This is a genomic window from Micromonospora sp. NPDC023644 (assembly GCF_040640115.1).
Lineage (GTDB): Bacteria > Actinomycetota > Actinomycetes > Mycobacteriales > Micromonosporaceae > Micromonospora.
The window spans coordinates 1-16,806 of sequence record NZ_JBFABA010000004.1 but is presented as its reverse complement, the minus strand read 5'-3'; the positions used below and the strand labels follow the sequence as shown (position 1 = coordinate 16,806).

The following is a 16,806-nucleotide window of genomic DNA, read 5'->3' as shown; positions in this document are numbered from 1 at the left end:
ATGCTCGCCACCCGCGGTCTGACCTGGCGGATCGGTGAGGTCGCCATCGTCGACAGCGTCTACCTCGACCTGGCGCCCGGGGAGTTCCTCGGCGTCATCGGGCCCAACGGCGCCGGCAAGACCTCACTGTTCAACCTGATCACCGGCGTACGCCGGGCCACGGAAGGTCGGATCACCCTCGACGGGGCGGACATCGGCTCCCTCCCGCCGCACAAGCGGGCCCGTCTCGGCCTCGGCCGTACCTTCCAGGCATCCTCGGTCTTCGATTCGCTCAGCGTGCGGGAGAACGTCCGGCTCGCCGTGCAGGCGCACCGCGGGGGCTCGATGAAGCTGTGGCGGCGGGCGGCGGCCGACCGGGAGGTCGCCGTCGCCGCCGACGCGGCGCTCGACCGGGTCGGCCTCGCCCACCGGGGTACGGCGCTCGCCGGCACCCTCGCCCACGGCGAGAAGCGGAAGCTGGAGATCGCCCTGCTGCTCGCCGGGGAGCCCCGGGTCATGCTGCTCGACGAGCCGATGGCCGGGGTCAGCGCGGAGGACGTGCCCGAGCTGGTCTCGGTGATCCGCTCGCTCACCGGCGACAGCGGCCGGTCGGTGCTGATGGTCGAACACCACATGGACGTCATCCTGGAGCTGGCCGACCGGATCGCCGTGATGCACCACGGCGCGCTGCTGGCCTGCGACACCCCGGAGACGGTGATGGCCAACCCCACCGTGCAAGAGGCCTACCTGGGGGAGGCTCTGTGAGCGCGAGGAATGAGCCGGGTTTGCGAGTCCCGCAGTCGCGAACGAAGGGCGGCTCATGATGGAACCCATTCTCAGCGTGGAGAACCTGTCGGTCCGGATCGCCGGGCTGCACATCCTCCAGGGGGTGTCCTTCACGGTCGCCCCGACCGGCGTCACCGTCCTGCTCGGGCGCAACGGCGTGGGCAAGACGACCACGCTGCGCGCGATCGTCGGCCTCACCCCGCCCGCCGGCGAGGTGCGGGGCGCCGTCCGGATGGGCGCGCAGAGCCTGCTGGCCCGGCCCACCCACCGGCTGGTCCGCGGCGGGCTGGGCTACGTGCCGGAGGACCGGTGCGTCTTCGCCGGGCTCACCGTCGCGGAGAACCTCCGGCTCGCCGAGCGGCGGGGCAGCACCCCGGCGTACGACAAGGTCTATGCGCTCTTCCCGGAGCTGGACCGGCGCGGACGGCAACGGGCCGGCTCGCTCTCCGGCGGGCAGCAGCAGATGCTCGCGATCGGCCGGGTGCTGCTCAACGACAACCGGCTGCTGCTGGTCGACGAGCCGACCAAGGGGCTCGCGCCGAAGGTGGTGACCGAGGTGGCCGAGGTGCTGGAGCGGGTCGCCGAATCCGTGCCGGTGCTGCTGGTCGAGCAGAACCTGGCCGTGGTCCGGCGGCTCGCCCGGGACGCGGTCGTGCTGGCCGCCGGCCGGGTCGCCTGGACCGGCAACGCGCAGGAACTGCTGCTGGAGACCGCCCTGACCAGGTCGCTGCTGGGCGTGGGCTCGGCGGAGGGGCACGCGCCGAGCGCGCGGAGTGAGCTTGCGAGCCCCGCAGGCGCGAGGAAGGACCAGCACTGATGGACACCGTCATCCTGTTGACGCTGACCGGGCTCGGCCTGGCGGCGCTCTACTTCCTGGTCGCCAGCGGGTTGTCCCTGGTATTCGGCCTCGCCGACGTGCTCAACTTCGCGCACGGCGTCTTCCTCGGCGTCGGCGCGTACGGGACGTGGTGGGCGGCGGGCAACCTGCCCGGCGCCGGGTCGGACGGCTTCGGCTTCGTGGTCTCGGTCGCCTTCGGGGTGGCCGCCGGCACGCTGGTGGCGGTGCTGGTCGAGCTGGTGCTGATCCGGCCGCTCTACTCCCGCACCATCGAGCAGGTGCTGGTCACCGTCGGGCTCTCGCTGGCCGGCGTGGCGCTGCTCCAGGCGACCTGGGGCGCGGACGCCCGGCCGTTCCCGCGCCCCGAGTGGACCCGGCAGGTCACGCCGATCCTCGGCGCCAACGTGCCCAACGGCGGCCTGCTGCTGATCATCGCCGCGGTGCTGGTGCTCGGCGCGATCCTGGCCTTCCTGCGCTGGACCCGCTACGGCCTGGTGATCCGGGCCGGTGTGGAGAACCGGGAGATGGTCACCGCGCTCGGCATCGACGTGCGCAAGGCGTTCACCCTGGTCTTCGCGATCGGCGGGGCGGCGGCGGCGCTGGCCGGCGCGCTCGGCGGCGTCTACTTCGGCACCGTCTCGCCCGGCCAGGGCGGCTCGCTGCTGATCTTCGCGTTCATCGTCGTGGTCATCGGCGGGATGGGCTCGGTCGTCGGGTCCGCGTACGCGGCGGTCGCCGTCGGCCTCACCCAACAGTTCGTCAACTACTACGGCACCTCCGGGCTGGGCGACATCTGCGTGGTCGCGCTGCTGGCCGTGGTGCTGCTGCTGCGCCCGCAGGGCATCGCCGGAAAGGTGGCAACGGCATGACCGAGGTCAAGAGCCCCGAGGTTCCGGCGCCGCCCGCGGCGGTGCCCGACGAGCTGACGCCGGGGCGCCGACGGTGGCACGGGCTGCGCCCGTACCTGCCGCTGGTCGCGCTGGTGGTCGCGCTGATCCTGCCCTACTCCACGCTGCACCTGCCGGGCGTCTTCGAGGGGGCGCTGAACTCCCCGGGCACCCTGCAACTGCTCGCCGTCTGCCTGGTGTTCGGCGGCCTGGCCGCCGGGTACGACCTGCTCTTCGGGCGGACCGGCATGCTCTCCTTCGGGCACGCCCTCTACTTCGCCGCCGGCGTGTACGGCACCGACGTCCTCGTCACCAAGGCGGGACTGCCGCTCTGGCAGGCCGCGCTGCTCGCCATCACCGGCGGGACGATCCTCGCCGCGCTGCTCGGCGCGGTGGCGCTGCGTACCGTCGGCATCGCCTTCGCCATGGTGACGCTCGCCTTCGCCCAGGTCGGGGCGATCCTGGTGGCCCGCGACTTCGGCGGGCTGACCGGCGGCGAGGAGGGGCTGCCGCTGGACGTGTCCGGGCTGCCCGAGGGGCTGGTCGGGGTCACCAACACCGTCAACCTCTACTGGCTGGCGCTGGCGTACCTGGTCGTGGTGGTCTTCGTGGTGCACCGGGTCTCCGGCTCGCCGACCGGGCGGGTGCTCGCCGGCCTGCGCGACGACGAGCGGCGGATCGGGGTGCTGGGGCTCGACCCGTACCGGTTCAAGCTGGTGGCGTTCACCCTGGCCGGCGGCCTGGCGGCGGCGGGGGGCGTGGTCTACGTCCTGATCGTCGGCGGCGCCTCGCCGCACATCACCTCCTCCGAGTGGACCCTGGCGCTGCTGGTCATGGTGGTGCTGGGCGGGCCGGGCACCCGGTGGGGCCCGGTGATCGGCGGGATCCTCTACATGTACCTGGACCACCGGCTGGTCGCGTTCGGCACGTCCGACGCGGTGGAGGCCCTGCCGGCGTTCCTGAGCAACCCGCTGTCCCAGCCGCTCTTCGTGCTCGGCACGGTCTTCATCCTGGCCGTCTACTTCTTCCCCGGCGGCCTGGCCAGCCTCGCCCCGCGCCTGGCGCTCCTGCGGCACTCCCTGCGCGCCCCGTCCCGCCGCCCCTGACGGCGCGGGCCCCGGCCCCGTCGATGATGAAGCTGCCGCTGGCCGGCGACAGCTCCGCATCGGCGGGGCCTGCGCGTGGACGGGGGCCGGCGGCCCGCAGGCGTCGACCGCGCCCGCTCTGCGCCGTGCGCGGGGTCGCGCCCGCGGATCCGATCAGGCGGAGGGCTTCGGCGGGGTGAGGTTGCGGAACCGCTCGTGCGCCGACTGCCGGCTGATGCCGAGCGCGTTGCCGATCTCGGCCCAGGAGAGCCCCGCCTCCCGCGCCGCCACGACGGCGCGCTCGATCAGCGGCCGCTGCCAGCGTTCCACCTCGGCGAGGATGCCGAGCGCCTGCAACGGCCAGGTGGTGGCCAGCTCGGCGACGTTGTCGCGGAGGGTGTCGGAACGGCCCAGCAGCCAACCGGGCGGTGTGGCGGCCAGGACCGGCCGGATGTGTCCGCCCCACTCGGAGGTGGCCATCCAGCGGCCCTCCTCGGCGGCCGGATAGTCGCTGGCGCCGACCCAGCCGCAACTGCACCGGGCCCGGTAGCCGACGGCCGTCGCGGGTGCTGCGGCGTCGGTACTCAGCGTCCCGTCCGGCAGCCGGAACCCGATGAGGTTCGCGTGCCCCGGCACCTCTGCCTCCGCCATCCCGCAAGCATATGCTCGTCAGGGTTTCCTGACTGGTTCCGTCAGGCTAGCCTGACGCGGCTGCCCGGGCTGATGGTCGTCCGGGCCCGATGCCCGAGAGGAGAGCGCATGTCCGTGGTCAGCGGCACCGTGGCACCCGGTTACGAGCCGGTCCGGGAGGCGTTCCTGGCGAACTTCGAGACGCGGTCCGAGATCGGCGCGGCCCTCGGCGTCTACCGGCACGGCCGGGAGGTGGCCCGGCTGTGGGGCGGGCTCGCCGATCCCGCCACCGGCCGCGCCTGGCGGGAGGAGACCCTCCAGGTGGTCTTCTCGGCCACCAAGAGCGTGCCGGCGGCCTGCGCGCACCTGCTGGCCCAGCGCGGGCAGCTCGACCTGGCGGCACCCGTGGCCGAGTACTGGCCGGAGTTCGCGGCGGCCGGCAAGGCCGGAATCCCGGTCCGCTGGCTCCTGTCCCACCAGGCGGGGCTGCCGGTGCTCGACCGTCCGGTTCCACTGGCGGAGGCGCTGACCTGGGAGCCGGTCGTGGCAGCCCTGGCCGCCCAGGCACCGGCCTGGCCGCCGGGCACGGCACATGGCTACCACGGGCTGACCTACGGCTGGCTGGTCGGCGAGGTGGTACGCCGGATCTCCGGCCGCAGCCTCGGCACGTACTTCGCCGACGAGATCGCCACACCGTTGGGCCTGGACTTCTGGGTCGGCCTGCCCGCCGCCGAGGCGCACCGGGTCGCCCGGCTCGTCGAGCAGCCGGTCGCCCCGCCCGCCGCCGCCGAGGCGGCCCCGGAGGCGCTCGCCGCGTACACCGATCCGACCTCGTTGGTGGTCCGGTCGACGATGGTGACCGACCCGCCGCTCGACCTCGCCGACCCGCGTGCCTGGGCGGCCGAGATCCCCGCGGTCAACGGCATCTGCACCGCCTCGTCGCTGGCCCGCTTCTACGCGGGGCTGATCGGCGAGGTCGACGGCGTCCGGATCCTCGACGCGGCCACCCTCGACGCCGCCACCCGGCAACAGGCCGGCGGTGCCGACCGGGTGCTGCTGGTGCCGACCAGACCGGCGCTCGGCTTCGGCCTGCCGCTGCCCGAACAGCCGTGGTGGTCGCCCACCGCCTTCGGCTTTCCCGGCCACGGCGGCTCGCTCGGCTACGCCGACCCGGCCAGCGGCATCGCCTTCGGCTACGTGACGAGCGGGCTCCGCGTCACGATGGGTCCGGACCCCCGAACGGCCAGCCTGGTCGAGGCGGTCCGGGCGGTGGTGTCCCGCGAACCGGCCTGACCCCTGCCGGCTCGCCCCGACCGGGGTCGCGGTCCCCTCGTGCGACCGCGACCCCGTCTCGCCGTGTCCTCGTACGTCAGCCGTTCAGCAGCTCGTACGCCGACGCCGGTGCCTTCTGCGCCTGGCTGCCCGTCGGCACGGCGACCTCCGGGGCCTTGCCGAAGTCGAAGTACTTCACGACGTACTTGGTGGCCTTGTTCTTGCCGGCCGCCGGGATCTCCAGGACGAGCGAGGTGAGGTTCCCGTCCGCCCCGACGACGGCCGTGAACGGGATCGTTTTCGCCGCGGCGCCGAGCGCGTCGACGTCCACGGCGTCCGCCATGGCTTGGCGCACGTGCTCGCCGTGGGTCAGGTCCACGGTGCCGGCGTAGGTGCCGCCGCCCTGGTCCGTCACGGTGTCTGCCGCCGCCCGGAGGATCGCGCCGGTGTTGCCCGGGTCGGCGCCCTCGTAGTACGGCACGCTGGCCGGGTCGGTCAGCTTCGCGTGGTCGAGCTCCATCCACTTCTTCGGCAGCTTCAGCATGCTGCTGAGCTGCTCGGCGCCGTCGAAGCTCACCTTCATCCAGGAGCGCTGCTCGATCAGGCGGAAGGACAGCTTCATCGTGAAGTCGAGTTCCTCGTCCTTCTCGGTCACGGTGAGGTCCATGCCCTTGCCCGCCGGGTCCACCACGCCGGTGACGGCGCCGCTCGGGTCGCTGCCGCTGAACCGGAAGGCCGGGTCCTCCTCGGTCGGCACCGCGGCCAGGAGCGTGCTCTTCGGGTTGGCCGACGGGGAGGCCGACGGGGTCGGGGAGGAGGCCGTCGGGGTCTCCTGGGAGTCGTCGTCGCCACATCCGGCCACCAGGGAGGTGGCGGCCAGCAGGGCGGCCGCGGCCGTCGCGACCCGCCGGACCCTTCCGGCGGCGCCGGTTCGCTGCGTCATTCGCATGACTCTCTTTCACAGATCGACTGTTGCCGCCGCAGATCTTGGCACGACGGCGCCGCCGGATCATGCCCGTTGGTCCGGTTCTCCGACCGACGGCCGTTCCCCGGGCCGCTCTCGCCCGGCGGGAACGTCCGTCGTTACTGGTAGAAATGCCGGATGAGCCAGGATCGGACGGCGGTACGGGAGCGGGCCGAGGCGGTGCTGCGGCGGTTGGCCGGCGAGCACGCCCGGCTCCGGGAGGACCAGTGGCGGGCGATCGAGGCGCTGGTGGTCGACCGCCGTCGGGTCCTCTGCGTGCAGCGCACCGGGTGGGGCAAGTCGGCGGTCTACTTCGTGGCCACCGCCCTGCTGCGCGAGCGCGACCAGGGCGGCGCCTCGGCGCCCTCGGGCGACCAGGGCGGCGCCGCCGCGCCGCCGTCCGAGCGGGCGCGGCCCGGCGGTGGTGCCGGCCCCACCGTGATCGTCTCGCCGCTGCTGGCGCTCATGCGCAACCAGGTCGAGTCGGCGGCCCGGGCCGGCATCCGGGCCCGCACCATCAACTCCGCCAACCTCGACGAGTGGGACGAGATCACCGCCGAGATCCACGCCGGCGCCGTGGACGTGCTGCTGATCAGCCCGGAGCGGCTCAACAATCCGGACTTCCGGGACACCGTGCTGCCGAAGCTGGCGGCCACCACCGGCCTGCTGGTGGTCGACGAGGCGCACTGCGTCTCCGACTGGGGCCACGACTTCCGGCCGGACTACCGCCGGCTGCGCACCTTCCTGACCAACCTGCCCGAGCGCACCCCGGTGCTGGCCACCACGGCCACCGCCAACGCCCGGGTCACCGCCGACGTGGCGGAGCAGTTGGGCGACGCCCTCGTGCTGCGCGGCAGCCTGGACCGGGAGTCGCTGCGCCTCGGCGTGGTCGAGCTGCCGAGCCCGGCGCACCGGCTGGGCTGGCTCGCCGACCACCTGGACCGGCTCCCCGGCTCCGGCATCGTCTACACGCTGACCGTCGCCGCGGCGGGGGAGACCGCCGAGTTCCTGCGGTCCCGGGGCTACGCCGTCGCCTCCTACACCGGCCAGGCCGAGGACGCCGACCGGCGCGCCGCCGAGCAGGACCTGCTGGACAACAAGATCAAGGCGCTGGTCGCCACCAGCGCGCTGGGCATGGGCTTCGACAAGCCCGACCTCGGCTTCGTCGTGCACCTCGGCGCGCCGCCGTCGCCGATCGCGTACTACCAGCAGGTCGGCCGCGCCGGCCGCGCCGTCGCGCACGCCGAGGTGCTGCTGCTGCCCGGTGCCGAGGACGCCGCCATCTGGCGCTACTTCGCCTCGCTCGCCTTCCCGCCGGAGGAGCAGGTCCGCGCCGTCCTGGCCGCCCTGCACACCGACCGCCCGCTCTCCACCCAGGCGCTCGAACCGATCGTCGACCTGCGCCGGGCCCGACTGGAGCTGATGCTCAAGGTGCTCGACGTCGACGGCGCGGTCCGCCGGGTGCGCGGCGGCTGGCTCGCCACCGGGGAGTCCTGGGTCTACGACGAGGCCCGGCTACGCCGCGTCGCCGAGGCGCGCACCGCCGAGCAGCAGGCCATGCGGGAGTACGCGAGGACCCCCGACTGCCGGCTGCGCTACCTGCGCGAGTGCCTGGACGACGCCGGGGCCGCCGACTGCGGCCGCTGCGACCGCTGCGCCGGCCCGCTCTTCACGGCCGACGTGTCGGACGTGGCGCTGACCGCCGCGCAGACCTTCCTCGGCCGGCCCGGGGTGGAGATCGCGCCGAAGAAGCTCTGGCCGACCGGGCTGGAGGCGGTGGGCGTACCGCTGAAGGGGCGGATCGCCCCGGCGGAGCAGGCGCTGCCCGGGCGCGCGGTGGGGCGGCTGTCCGACCTGGGGTGGGGCGGCCGGCTGCGCGACCTGGTCGGGCCGGAGGCGGCGGACGTCGTCGTCCCCGACGACGTGGCCGCCGCCGTGGTGGAGGTGCTGAAGGCGTGGGCGCACGGCGACGAGCGGTGGCCGCGCCGCCCGGTCGGTGTGGTCGCGGTCGGCTCGCGCCGCCGGCCCCGACTGGTCGGCTCGCTGGCCGAGCGGATCGCCGCCGTGGGGCGGCTGCCGCTGCTCGGCCAGGTGACGCCGACCGGTGCGCCCGCCGGCGGCCCGCGGGGCAACAGCGCCCAGCGCGTACGCGCCCTGCACGGCGCCTTCGCCGTGCCGGACGAGCTGGCCGACGCCCTCGCCGGGCTCGACGGGCCGGTGCTCCTCGTCGACGACCTGGTCGACTCGGGCTGGACGATGACGATGGCCGCCCGCGAGCTGCGCCGGGCCGGCGCCCCCGACGTGCTGCCCCTCGCGCTGGCCGTGGCCGGCTGAGCCACCCGTCCGCCTGCCGGCCGTCGCCGGGGTCGCGGCCGGTGGAGCCGCCCCCGGGACAACACGGCCCGACCGGCGGCGACGGTGTCGGGCGCAGCCCTCGGCCGGGCGCTTGAGCTGCGCCGACGTCGTCGCCGGCCCGGTCGGGAAAGTTCCCGGCGGGAGCGGACTGCGACCGTCGCCACGCCGCGCCACCGGCGGGTGGGCGGGGCGCCGGGGGGCGGTAGCGTGGGCGGCATGACCGATGAGCAGCCCGGCCGCGAGCGGGACGGCGGCGGTGCCTGACCAGGTGTCGGCCGCGCCCGACCACGCATCGGTCGCGCCGGACGGTGCGCCGGCCTCGTCGGAGCGTGCGACGGCCGCCCCGGAGCAGGTGTCGGCCCTGCCGGAGCACGTGTCGGCCGTGCCGGACCGGGGCACCGTCCGGCTGGCGCTGGTCGTCGGCGGGCTGGTGCTCGCCGTCCTGCTCGGCTTCGGCCTCGGTCGGCTCGACGGCGGCGGCCCGTCCGCGGCGGCGGGAACCGACAGCGCCCTCGGCGGGCACAGCCACGCGCCGGGCACGGGTGCCCACGAGCACGGCGCCGACCAGGCCGCGGCGGCGCAGGCCGGCGGCCTCTCGGTCAGCGCGGCGGGCTACACCCTCGCCCCGGTGGCCGCCGCGTTCACCGCCGGCCGCCCGGGCGAGCTGCGCTTCCAGGTGCGGGACGCGCAACGCCGTCCGGTGACCCGCTTCGCGGTCGTGCACGACAAGCCGATGCACCTGATCGTGGTGCGTCGCGACCTGACCGGCTACCAGCACCTGCACCCGACGATGGCGGCCGACGGCACCTGGTCGGTGCCGTTGACCCTGCCGCAGCCGGGGGTCTGGCGGGCGTACGCCGACTTCACCGCGCTCGCCGACGACGGCCGGCAGACCGCCGTGACCCTCGGGGTCGACCTGACCGCGCCGGGCGGCTACCAGCCGAGGCCGCTGCCGGCGGCGGCGTCCTCGGCCACGACCGACGGGTTCACCGTCAGCTACCAGGGCGCCCCGCAGGCCGGCGTGACCGTGCCGCTGACCTTCCGCGTCGAATCGCCCGGCGGGCGCCCGGCGCTGGAGCGCTACCTCGGCGCGTACGGGCACCTGGTCGCCCTGCGCGAGGGGGATCTCGGCTACCTGCACGTCCACCCCGAGCCGCAACCGGTCGACGGGGCGGTGACGTTCTGGGTGACCGCGCCCGACCCGGGCCGGTACCGGCTCTACCTGGACTTCCAGGTCGCCGGCGTGGTGCGGACCGCCGAGTTCACGCTCACCGTGCCCTGACGGCGCCGGGTCGGCGCCGGGGGCGCGGCGGATCGGGCGACGGGGATGTCCCCGCTCGCGGGACGCGGTGCCGGCGGCACGCTCAGCCGGCGCGGCGGATCGGGCGGCGGGCCAGGTAGCGCAGCAGGTCGCGGATGTGGTGCTTCTCCTCGGCCGGCACGGTCGGGTCGGCCAGCCGCTGCAGGATCACCCGGACGTCCGCCTCGACCGGGCCGTCGTCGACGCGCCGACGGGGCGCGGGACCGGCGTCGGGCAGGCCGAGCGCGCGGAACGCGGCCGCGACCGGCAGGTCCAGCGCGGCGCAGAAGCCGCGCACCTTGGCCAGCTCGGGGTAGTCCTGCCAGTCCCCGGCGAGCCAACGGAACACGGTCGACCGACCGACGCCGGTGTGGGACGCCAGGTCGGTGACGGTCCAGCCGCGTTCCTCGCGGGCGTCGTCGATGGCGCGCCGCACGAAACGTGCGAAGGCCATCTGCGGCGAAACCTCTACGGAACCCATCCCTGCGGGCCTTCCCTCCCGGCCGGCACCCGGCGGTGCGTCTCCGAGGGTAGTACGGAAAGGTAAGGAAGCAATTGACTGATCGACCAGACCGGCCCGTGGCCGGGACTTCGCGCCGGGCGGCATGGCGTGGATCACACCCGGGCGGCCGGTTCCGGCGTGGGCGCCGGCGGCAGCAGCGCCTCCAGCCGTGGGGTCACCGCCCACTGGTCGACGAGTTCCCGGTACTCCGCGCGCTGGGCGGCGGTCGGCGCGGTGCCGGTGCGTCGGGCCCGGACGAGGAGGTTGCGCGGGGTGTGCCGGGAGTCGACGAACTCCACCACCTCGGCCCGGTAGCCGTGCAGCCGGAGCAGCCCCGCCCGCAGCGCGTCGGTGAGGACGTCCGCGAAGCGCTCGCGGAGGATGCCCTGCCGGGTCAGCAGCTCGTACGGCGCCGGGGTCGGCCGCGCACGCAGCTGGGCCGCGACGTCGTGGTGGCAGCACGGCGCGGCGAGCACCCAGCGGGCCTGCCAGCGCACCGCCCGGGCCAGCGCCTCGTCGGTGGCGGTGTCGCAGGCGTGCAGGGCCAGCACCAGGTCGGGGGCGGGCTCCACGACGGCGTCGGCGATCGTGCCGGCCACGAAACTGACCCGGTCGGCCCAGCCCAGCCGCTCGGCCAGCTCGGTGTTGCGCCGCCGCTGGTCCTCCCGGACGTCCACGCCGACCAGCTCGACGTCGATCCCCTGCCGGGACAGCCAGCGGTAGGCGGCGAAGGTCAGGTACGCGTTGCCGCAGCCCAGGTCGACCACCCGCAGCGGGCCGGTCAGGTCGTCGGGGAGGGTGGCCGCGAGCGCCCGCAGGAACGCGTCGACCTGGCGCCGCTTCGCCGCCGAGCCGCCGATCTCGGCGAAGATCGGGTCGCCGGGGTCGAGCAGGTACTCCTTCGCCCGGTCGTGACCTCCCGGCTCGGCGGCCGGCCGGGCCGCGGCGGCCCGGTGCACCTGCGCCTCGCCGGACTTGGTGACCCGCAGCTGGAGCGTCGCGTCGGCCGTCTCCACGTGCCAGTTGCCGAACGGCTCGGCCAGCAGCGCGTCCACCGCCGCGTCCGCCTCCGGGCCGGGGGCCACGTTGCGGGTGTACGGGCGGGAGCCGTCGGAGGTGGAGATCTGCAACCGGGAGCCGGCCTTGAGCGCGACCGGCCGTAGTTCGGCGCGGACCACCGAGGGGCGGTGTCCACGTCGGCGTCCGGCGGCCACCGCACGGGTGAGCGCCGGGTCGAGCAGCAGTGCCCGGACCTCGGTCAGGGCGGCGTCCAGCGGTTCGGGCATTGCTCCATCTTTCCTGGTCGACCGGCGGTCTCTCCGGCGCGCGGTCCGACGACGGTGTTCGACGGGGGCTCTCCCCGGCGTGGTTCGCGGCGAGCAGGACCGGATCGAGCCCGCCCGCCGGATCGAGTCCGCCCGCGCCTGGAGCGCGGGGGCCGGACGGGGAGATCCCGCCGGGCGCGGGGCACGGCCCGGACGGGGAGATCCCGCCGGGCGCGGGGCACGGCCCGGACGAGGAGATCCCCCGCACCGGGTGCACCGGTCCGGGGGATCTCGGGTGACGTTCGACGGTCAGTCGGCGGTCGCCTCGGCCGGCGTACCGGCGGCGGAGCCACCACCACGACGGCGCCGGCGGCGGCGGGGCTTCGCGGCCTCGCCCTCGGTGGCGGCCGGGGTGTCGCCGGCCTCGGCGGTGATCACCGTGGTCGGCTCGCCCGCGACGGTCTCGCCGGCGCGGCGACGCCGGCGGCGACGCGGGATGCGCGGGCCCTCCTCGGCGGCGTTGGCCGGCGCGTCGGCCTGCGGCGCGTCGGTCTCACCGCCGGCGCGGCCCGAGCGGCGGTCACCGCGACCACGGCCCTCGCCGCGCTCGCCGCGCCGGGCGCCCCGGCCGCTCTCGCCCCGGCGGGACCGTCCGCCGCCGAGGTCCTCCTCGACCTCGGCCGACAGCCCGGCGCGGGTGCGCTCGGCGGTCGGCAGGGTGCCGCTGACGTCGGTGGGGATGTGCAGGTCGGTGTAGAGGTGCGGGGACGTGTGGTACGTCTCCGGCGGCTCCGGCATCTCCAGACCGAGGGTCTTGTCGATGATGCGCCAGCGGGGCATGTCGTCCCAGTCGACGAAGGTCACCGCGACGCCCGTCGCCCCGGCGCGACCGGTGCGGCCGATCCGGTGGGTGTAGGTGTCCTGGTCCTCGGGGCAGTCGTAGTTGATCACGTGGGTGACCCCGGTGACGTCCAGCCCGCGGGCCGCCACGTCGGTGGCGACCAGGATGTCGATCTTGCCGGCCCGGAACGCCCGCAGCGCCCGCTCGCGCGCACCCTGCCCGAGGTCACCGTGCACCGCGGCCACCGCGAACCCGCGGAAGTCGAGGTCCTCGGCGACCCGGTCGGCGGCCCGCTTGGTCCGCGTGAAGATCATGGTGAGCCCGCGCCCCTCGGCCTGGAGGATGCGCGCCACCACCTCGACCTTGTTCATCGAGTGCGTGCGGTAGACCAGCTGCTGGGTCTGCGGCGAGGGCCCGGTCTCGGCGGTGTGCCCGGCGTGGATCGTCACCGGGTGGCGCAGGAAGCGCCGGGAGAGGGTGACGATCGGGTCCGGCATGGTCGCCGAGAAGAGCATGGTCTGCCGGTCCTCAGGCAGCATCGCCAGGATCTTCTCGACGTCGTCGAGGAAGCCCAGGTCGAGCATGCGGTCGGCCTCGTCCAGCACCAGGGCGTGGACGCGGTCCAGCCGCAGGTGCTTCTGCTTCTGCAGGTCCATCAGCCGGCCGGGCGTGCCGACCAGGATCTCCACGCCCTTGCGCAGCGCGTCGATCTGCGGCTCGTACGCCACGCCGCCGTAGATCGGCAGCACCCGGACGCCCCGGGTGCTGCCCGCGGCGGCGAGGTCCTTGGCCACCTGGATGCCCAGCTCGCGGGTGGGTACGACGACCAGCGCCTGCGGCACGCCGTCGCTGCCCTCGCCCGGCGCGAAGACCCGCTCCAGCAGCGGTACGCCGAAGCCGAGGGTCTTGCCGGTGCCGGTGGGCGCCTGGCCGATCAGGTCGGTGCCGCGCATCGCGATCGGGAGCGCGTACTCCTGGATGGCGAAGGCGCGGGTGATGCCGGCCGCGGCCAGCGCGTCGACGGTCTCCTGACGCGCGCCCAGCTCGGCGAAGGTGGGTGCCTCCGGACGCACCGGAGCGGTGGCGGCCAGTTCCTGGCCGTCCATGAGGTCTTGAGTCAGCTCGCTCATATGGATTTGGGGGTGCCCTCTCGTGGGTGCGCCCCGTCATGTCCTCAGGGCGCGTTCGGTGTGGCGCGGGCCACACGGTCGGCGGCAGATCGCCTTGCCGGACCGGGCCGCACGCGCGCCGCGGGCCTCACACTTCGATCGGACCGGCTGATCGGTGGGACCAGTCTGGCCAAATCGGCGCCCGCGGCAACTGCTCCATGTTACCTGAACCGACCCGGTGTCGTCCTGATTCCATGCGCACGCGACACGCCGGGGGCAACCGGTGTGACCTGTGCCACTCCGGACCGGTTTGCCGGTGGGCGGTAGCCTGCGCTCGTGCCCGCGACCGATCTGCCCGACCGCGCCGTCGTCGACCTGCTCGGCCTGGTGGCCCTCGGTGAGCTGCTCGCCTTCGAGCGGATGGCCGTCGACGCCCGCCTCGCCCCCGATCTGCGCCGGCGGGCGGCGCTGGGCGAGATGGCCGCCGCCGAGATCGGCAACTACCGGCGGCTGGCCGACCGGCTCGCCGCGCTCGGCGTGCTGCCCGACGACGCCATGGCGCCGTACGTCGAGCCGCTCCAGGCGTACCACGACTCGACCGAGCCGCGGGACTGGGCGGAGGCAGTGACGAAGGCGTACGTGGGCGACGCCATCACCGACGACTTCATCCGGGAGATCGCCGAGGCCCTGGCCGAGCCGGACCGCCAGCTCGTCCTCGACGTGCTGCACGACTCGTCGTACGCCGACTTCGCCGTCGCGGAGATCCGGGCGGCCGTCGAGGCCGATCCGAGGGTGGCCGGCCGGCTCTCGATGTGGGCGCGGCGACTGGTCGGCGAGGCGCTGTCGCAGGCCGGCCGGGTGGCCACCGCCGAGCAGGGGGCGCTCACCGCGCTCGTCGCACGGAGCGGGCGGGTGGACGTGCCGGGGCTGTTCCGACGGCTGACCGCGGCGCACACCACGCGGATGGCCGCCGCCGGGCTGAACAACTGACCGCGACCGGCGGTCCGCGACGGGCGATCGTCGGGTCACCCGTCGCGGCCGACCGGACCACTCAGCGGACGGTGAACCCGACCGCGCGCGGCGACGCCTCGGCGATCTCGACGTAGGCGACCTTGTTGACCGGCACGATCACCCGCCGGCCCTTCTCATCGGTCAGGGAGAGGGTGCCCTCGTCCTTGCCGAAGGCGTCGGTCACGATCTGCTCGATCTCGGCCGGCGACTGCGCGCTCTCCAGGACCAGCTCGCGGGGCGCGTACTGCACGCCGATCTTGACCTCCACTGTGCCTCCTCATTCGGGCGAAAGAGCCGCCGATGGGAAGGCTATCCGATCTCGGGGCCGGATGTTCAGGCTGACTCACCTTGCAGCGGGAAGCTGGCGATGCCCCGCCAGGAGAGCGCGGCGACCAGTGCCTCGGCCTCGGCCTTGGGCAGTTGCCGGCCCCGGGCCAGCCAGAACTGCGCGGCGGTCTCGGCCGCGCCGACCAGGCCGGAGGCGAGCAGCTCGGCGTGCGCCCGGCTGATCCCGGTGTCGGAGATGATGGTGTCGGTGATCGCCGCGATGCAGCCCTGCTCCACCCGCTCGACGCGCTGCCGCACCGCCGGGTCGTTGCGCAGGTCCGACTCGAAGACGAGGCGGAAGGCCTCGCTCTCGTGGTCGACGAAGTCGAAGTACGCGCGCACCGACGCGCCGACCCGCTCCTTGTTGTCGTTGGTGCCGCGCATGGCGTCGTCGACCTTCGCGAGGATCGCGTCGCAGTGCGTGTCCAGCAGGGCGAGATAGAGATCCATCTTGCCGGGGAAGTGCTGGTAGAGCACCGGCTTGGAGACTCCCGCCCGCTCGGCGATGTCGTCCATCGCAGCCGCGTGGTAACCCTGGGCGACGAACACCTCCTGGGCCGCGGCGAGCAACTGCTTGCGGCGCGCGGAACGGGGCAGGCGGGTGGGCCGGCCGGCGGTCTGGGCACCGTTCCCCACAGCGGTCATGGGAACCTCCGAGTTCTTCGTACGAGCCGGCATTTCACCCGAACCGGTCGGGGCCCGGGACCCGTCGCGGAATTGGCCCGCCGCTGTAACTTATCGCCACTGTCACCACACGGTAGCCTCAGCGGGGGCGACCAAGGAGCGCGCGGTGAGTGAAACAGGGCAACCCGGTGCCGCCACCCCGGGAGAGCACGGCGACGGGACGGGTCCGCAGGACGACCTGGCCCGTTCCGGCAGCGGGTGGGCGCCCTCGGCGGCCAGTTGGTCCCGGGGCGGGGACATCTCCGGCCCTCGCGAGCCGGCCTCGCCGTGGGGGCCGCCCGATCCGACCCCCGGGTGGGCCGCCTCGTCGCCGCGACACGGCGACCTGCCGCCACCGCTGCCCGGCCTGCGGGCCGGGGCCGAGCCGCCGGCCCGGGTCAACGGCCACCACGTCAACGGCGTCGACCACGCCGACGACGCGCCGGCCGGCCGCCAGACTCCGGTGAGCGCCCCGCCCGGCATCCTCGGCGAGCAGCGCCGCGACCCGGGCAACGACCGGCTGGTGGTGCCCGTGCAGCGCCCGGCGCCGACGGCCGACGAGCCGCCGGGGCCGCGGCGCGGGTTCACCGACCCCGAGCCCGGTCCGGTCCGGCGCTCCTCCGACGACCGGCGCTCCTCCGACGACCCGTCGACCGGGCGCCAGGCCCGCTGGGCCGACCCCGGCCTGCCGACGTCGGCGCCCCCGGCCGTCCAAGTCCCGCCCGTGGGCACCGCCGCCAGCGGCTTCGAGGTGCCGCCCGGCTTCCACGCGCCGACGGTCGACCGCGCCACCGCCGAGGACCCCCCGTCCGCCGCGAGCACGGCGCGCGGCTGGGGCGACCACCTCCCGCCGGAGCCGCCGGCTGCCAAGCCGCGCCCCTTCCCGCCGCCCGCCGAGTTCCCGCCGCCCGCCGAGCGTCCGGTCGCCGAGCGTCCGGTCGACGCCGCGTCCGCCGTCGGCGACCGCGCGACCGCCGGCGACCGGGTCGCCG

15 protein-coding genes and 1 pseudogene are annotated in these 16,806 nt (G+C 75.0%); 9 read left to right on the top strand and 7 right to left on the bottom strand.

Annotated features, from left to right (window positions below):
- From AB0G08_RS04435 to AB0G08_RS04420, 4 genes are read left to right on the top strand one after another with little or no spacing between them, the layout of a single operon-like run.
- A complete protein-coding gene (locus AB0G08_RS04435) occupies positions 1-744 on the top strand; it encodes an ABC transporter ATP-binding protein (RefSeq protein WP_358082971.1) in 744 nt (247 codons plus the stop codon).
- A 55-nt stretch (positions 745-799) separates the two neighbouring features.
- Positions 800-1,582, top strand: a complete 783-nt coding sequence (locus AB0G08_RS04430) for an ABC transporter ATP-binding protein (protein ID WP_358082968.1) — start codon at positions 800-802, stop codon at positions 1,580-1,582.
- Positions 1,582-2,472 (top strand): branched-chain amino acid ABC transporter permease, encoded by an 891-nt coding sequence (locus AB0G08_RS04425; protein ID WP_358082965.1) that lies wholly within the window; start codon positions 1,582-1,584, stop codon positions 2,470-2,472. The genes AB0G08_RS04430 and AB0G08_RS04425 overlap by 1 nt, the downstream gene beginning before the upstream one ends.
- Positions 2,469-3,596 (top strand): branched-chain amino acid ABC transporter permease, encoded by a 1,128-nt coding sequence (locus tag AB0G08_RS04420; protein WP_358082962.1) that lies wholly within the window; start codon positions 2,469-2,471, stop codon positions 3,594-3,596. Before AB0G08_RS04425 ends, AB0G08_RS04420 begins: the two co-directional genes overlap by 4 nt.
- Before the next feature lie 153 nt (positions 3,597-3,749).
- On the opposite strand, the gene AB0G08_RS04415 is transcribed toward AB0G08_RS04420, so the two are convergent.
- On the bottom strand, positions 3,750-4,226 hold the full coding sequence (locus tag AB0G08_RS04415) for a hypothetical protein (RefSeq protein WP_210832597.1): 477 nt from the start codon (positions 4,224-4,226) through the stop codon (positions 3,750-3,752).
- Between the two features lie 108 nt (positions 4,227-4,334).
- On the opposite strand from AB0G08_RS04415, the gene AB0G08_RS04410 reads away from it, so the two are divergent.
- The gene (locus tag AB0G08_RS04410; protein ID WP_358082959.1) at positions 4,335-5,498 is read left to right on the top strand and encodes a serine hydrolase domain-containing protein; all 1,164 of its coding nucleotides are present in this window, start codon (positions 4,335-4,337) and stop codon (positions 5,496-5,498) included.
- A gap of 76 nt (positions 5,499-5,574) precedes the next feature.
- Here the strand turns inward: AB0G08_RS04410 and AB0G08_RS04405 are convergent, their stop codons facing one another.
- Positions 5,575-6,420: a hypothetical protein gene (locus tag AB0G08_RS04405; RefSeq protein WP_358082956.1), complete on the bottom strand. Its 846-nt coding sequence runs from the start codon at positions 6,418-6,420 to the stop codon at positions 5,575-5,577.
- A 159-nt stretch (positions 6,421-6,579) separates the two neighbouring features.
- Between AB0G08_RS04405 and AB0G08_RS04400 the strand changes: the two genes are divergently transcribed.
- Positions 6,580-8,775 carry a DEAD/DEAH box helicase gene (locus AB0G08_RS04400; protein ID WP_358082953.1) on the top strand — a complete coding sequence of 732 codons (2,196 nt, stop codon included), beginning with the start codon at positions 6,580-6,582 and terminating at the stop codon, positions 8,773-8,775.
- A gap of 382 nt (positions 8,776-9,157) precedes the next feature.
- Positions 9,158-10,078 carry a hypothetical protein gene (locus tag AB0G08_RS04395; protein WP_358083551.1) on the top strand — a complete coding sequence of 307 codons (921 nt, stop codon included), beginning with the start codon at positions 9,158-9,160 and terminating at the stop codon, positions 10,076-10,078.
- A gap of 82 nt (positions 10,079-10,160) precedes the next feature.
- Here AB0G08_RS04395 and AB0G08_RS04390 read toward each other — a convergent pair whose 3' ends face one another.
- From AB0G08_RS04390 to AB0G08_RS04380, 3 genes are all read right to left on the bottom strand, one after another.
- The gene (locus AB0G08_RS04390; protein ID WP_091627481.1) at positions 10,161-10,577 is read right to left on the bottom strand and encodes a helix-turn-helix domain-containing protein; all 417 of its coding nucleotides are present in this window, start codon (positions 10,575-10,577) and stop codon (positions 10,161-10,163) included.
- Positions 10,578-10,711: 134 nt separating this feature from the next.
- On the bottom strand, positions 10,712-11,884 hold the full coding sequence (locus AB0G08_RS04385; RefSeq protein ID WP_358082950.1) for an SAM-dependent methyltransferase: 1,173 nt from the start codon (positions 11,882-11,884) through the stop codon (positions 10,712-10,714).
- 288 nt (positions 11,885-12,172) lie between these two features.
- Positions 12,173-13,834, bottom strand: a complete 1,662-nt coding sequence (locus AB0G08_RS04380; RefSeq protein ID WP_358082947.1) for a DEAD/DEAH box helicase — start codon at positions 13,832-13,834, stop codon at positions 12,173-12,175.
- Between the two features lie 315 nt (positions 13,835-14,149).
- Between AB0G08_RS04380 and AB0G08_RS04375 the strand changes: the two genes are divergently transcribed.
- The gene (locus AB0G08_RS04375; RefSeq protein WP_358082944.1) at positions 14,150-14,803 is read left to right on the top strand and encodes a ferritin-like fold-containing protein; all 654 of its coding nucleotides are present in this window, start codon (positions 14,150-14,152) and stop codon (positions 14,801-14,803) included.
- Between the two features lie 61 nt (positions 14,804-14,864).
- On the opposite strand, the gene AB0G08_RS04370 is transcribed toward AB0G08_RS04375, so the two are convergent.
- On the bottom strand, positions 14,865-15,092 hold the full coding sequence (locus AB0G08_RS04370; RefSeq protein WP_088960194.1) for a DUF3107 domain-containing protein: 228 nt from the start codon (positions 15,090-15,092) through the stop codon (positions 14,865-14,867).
- Positions 15,093-15,157: 65 nt separating this feature from the next.
- A complete protein-coding gene (locus AB0G08_RS04365) occupies positions 15,158-15,796 on the bottom strand; it encodes a TetR/AcrR family transcriptional regulator (RefSeq protein ID WP_132230849.1) in 639 nt (212 codons plus the stop codon).
- A 145-nt stretch (positions 15,797-15,941) separates the two neighbouring features.
- Here AB0G08_RS04365 and AB0G08_RS04360 point away from each other — a divergent pair.
- Positions 15,942-16,806, top strand: a pseudogene (locus AB0G08_RS04360) (hypothetical protein); the annotation flags it as partial.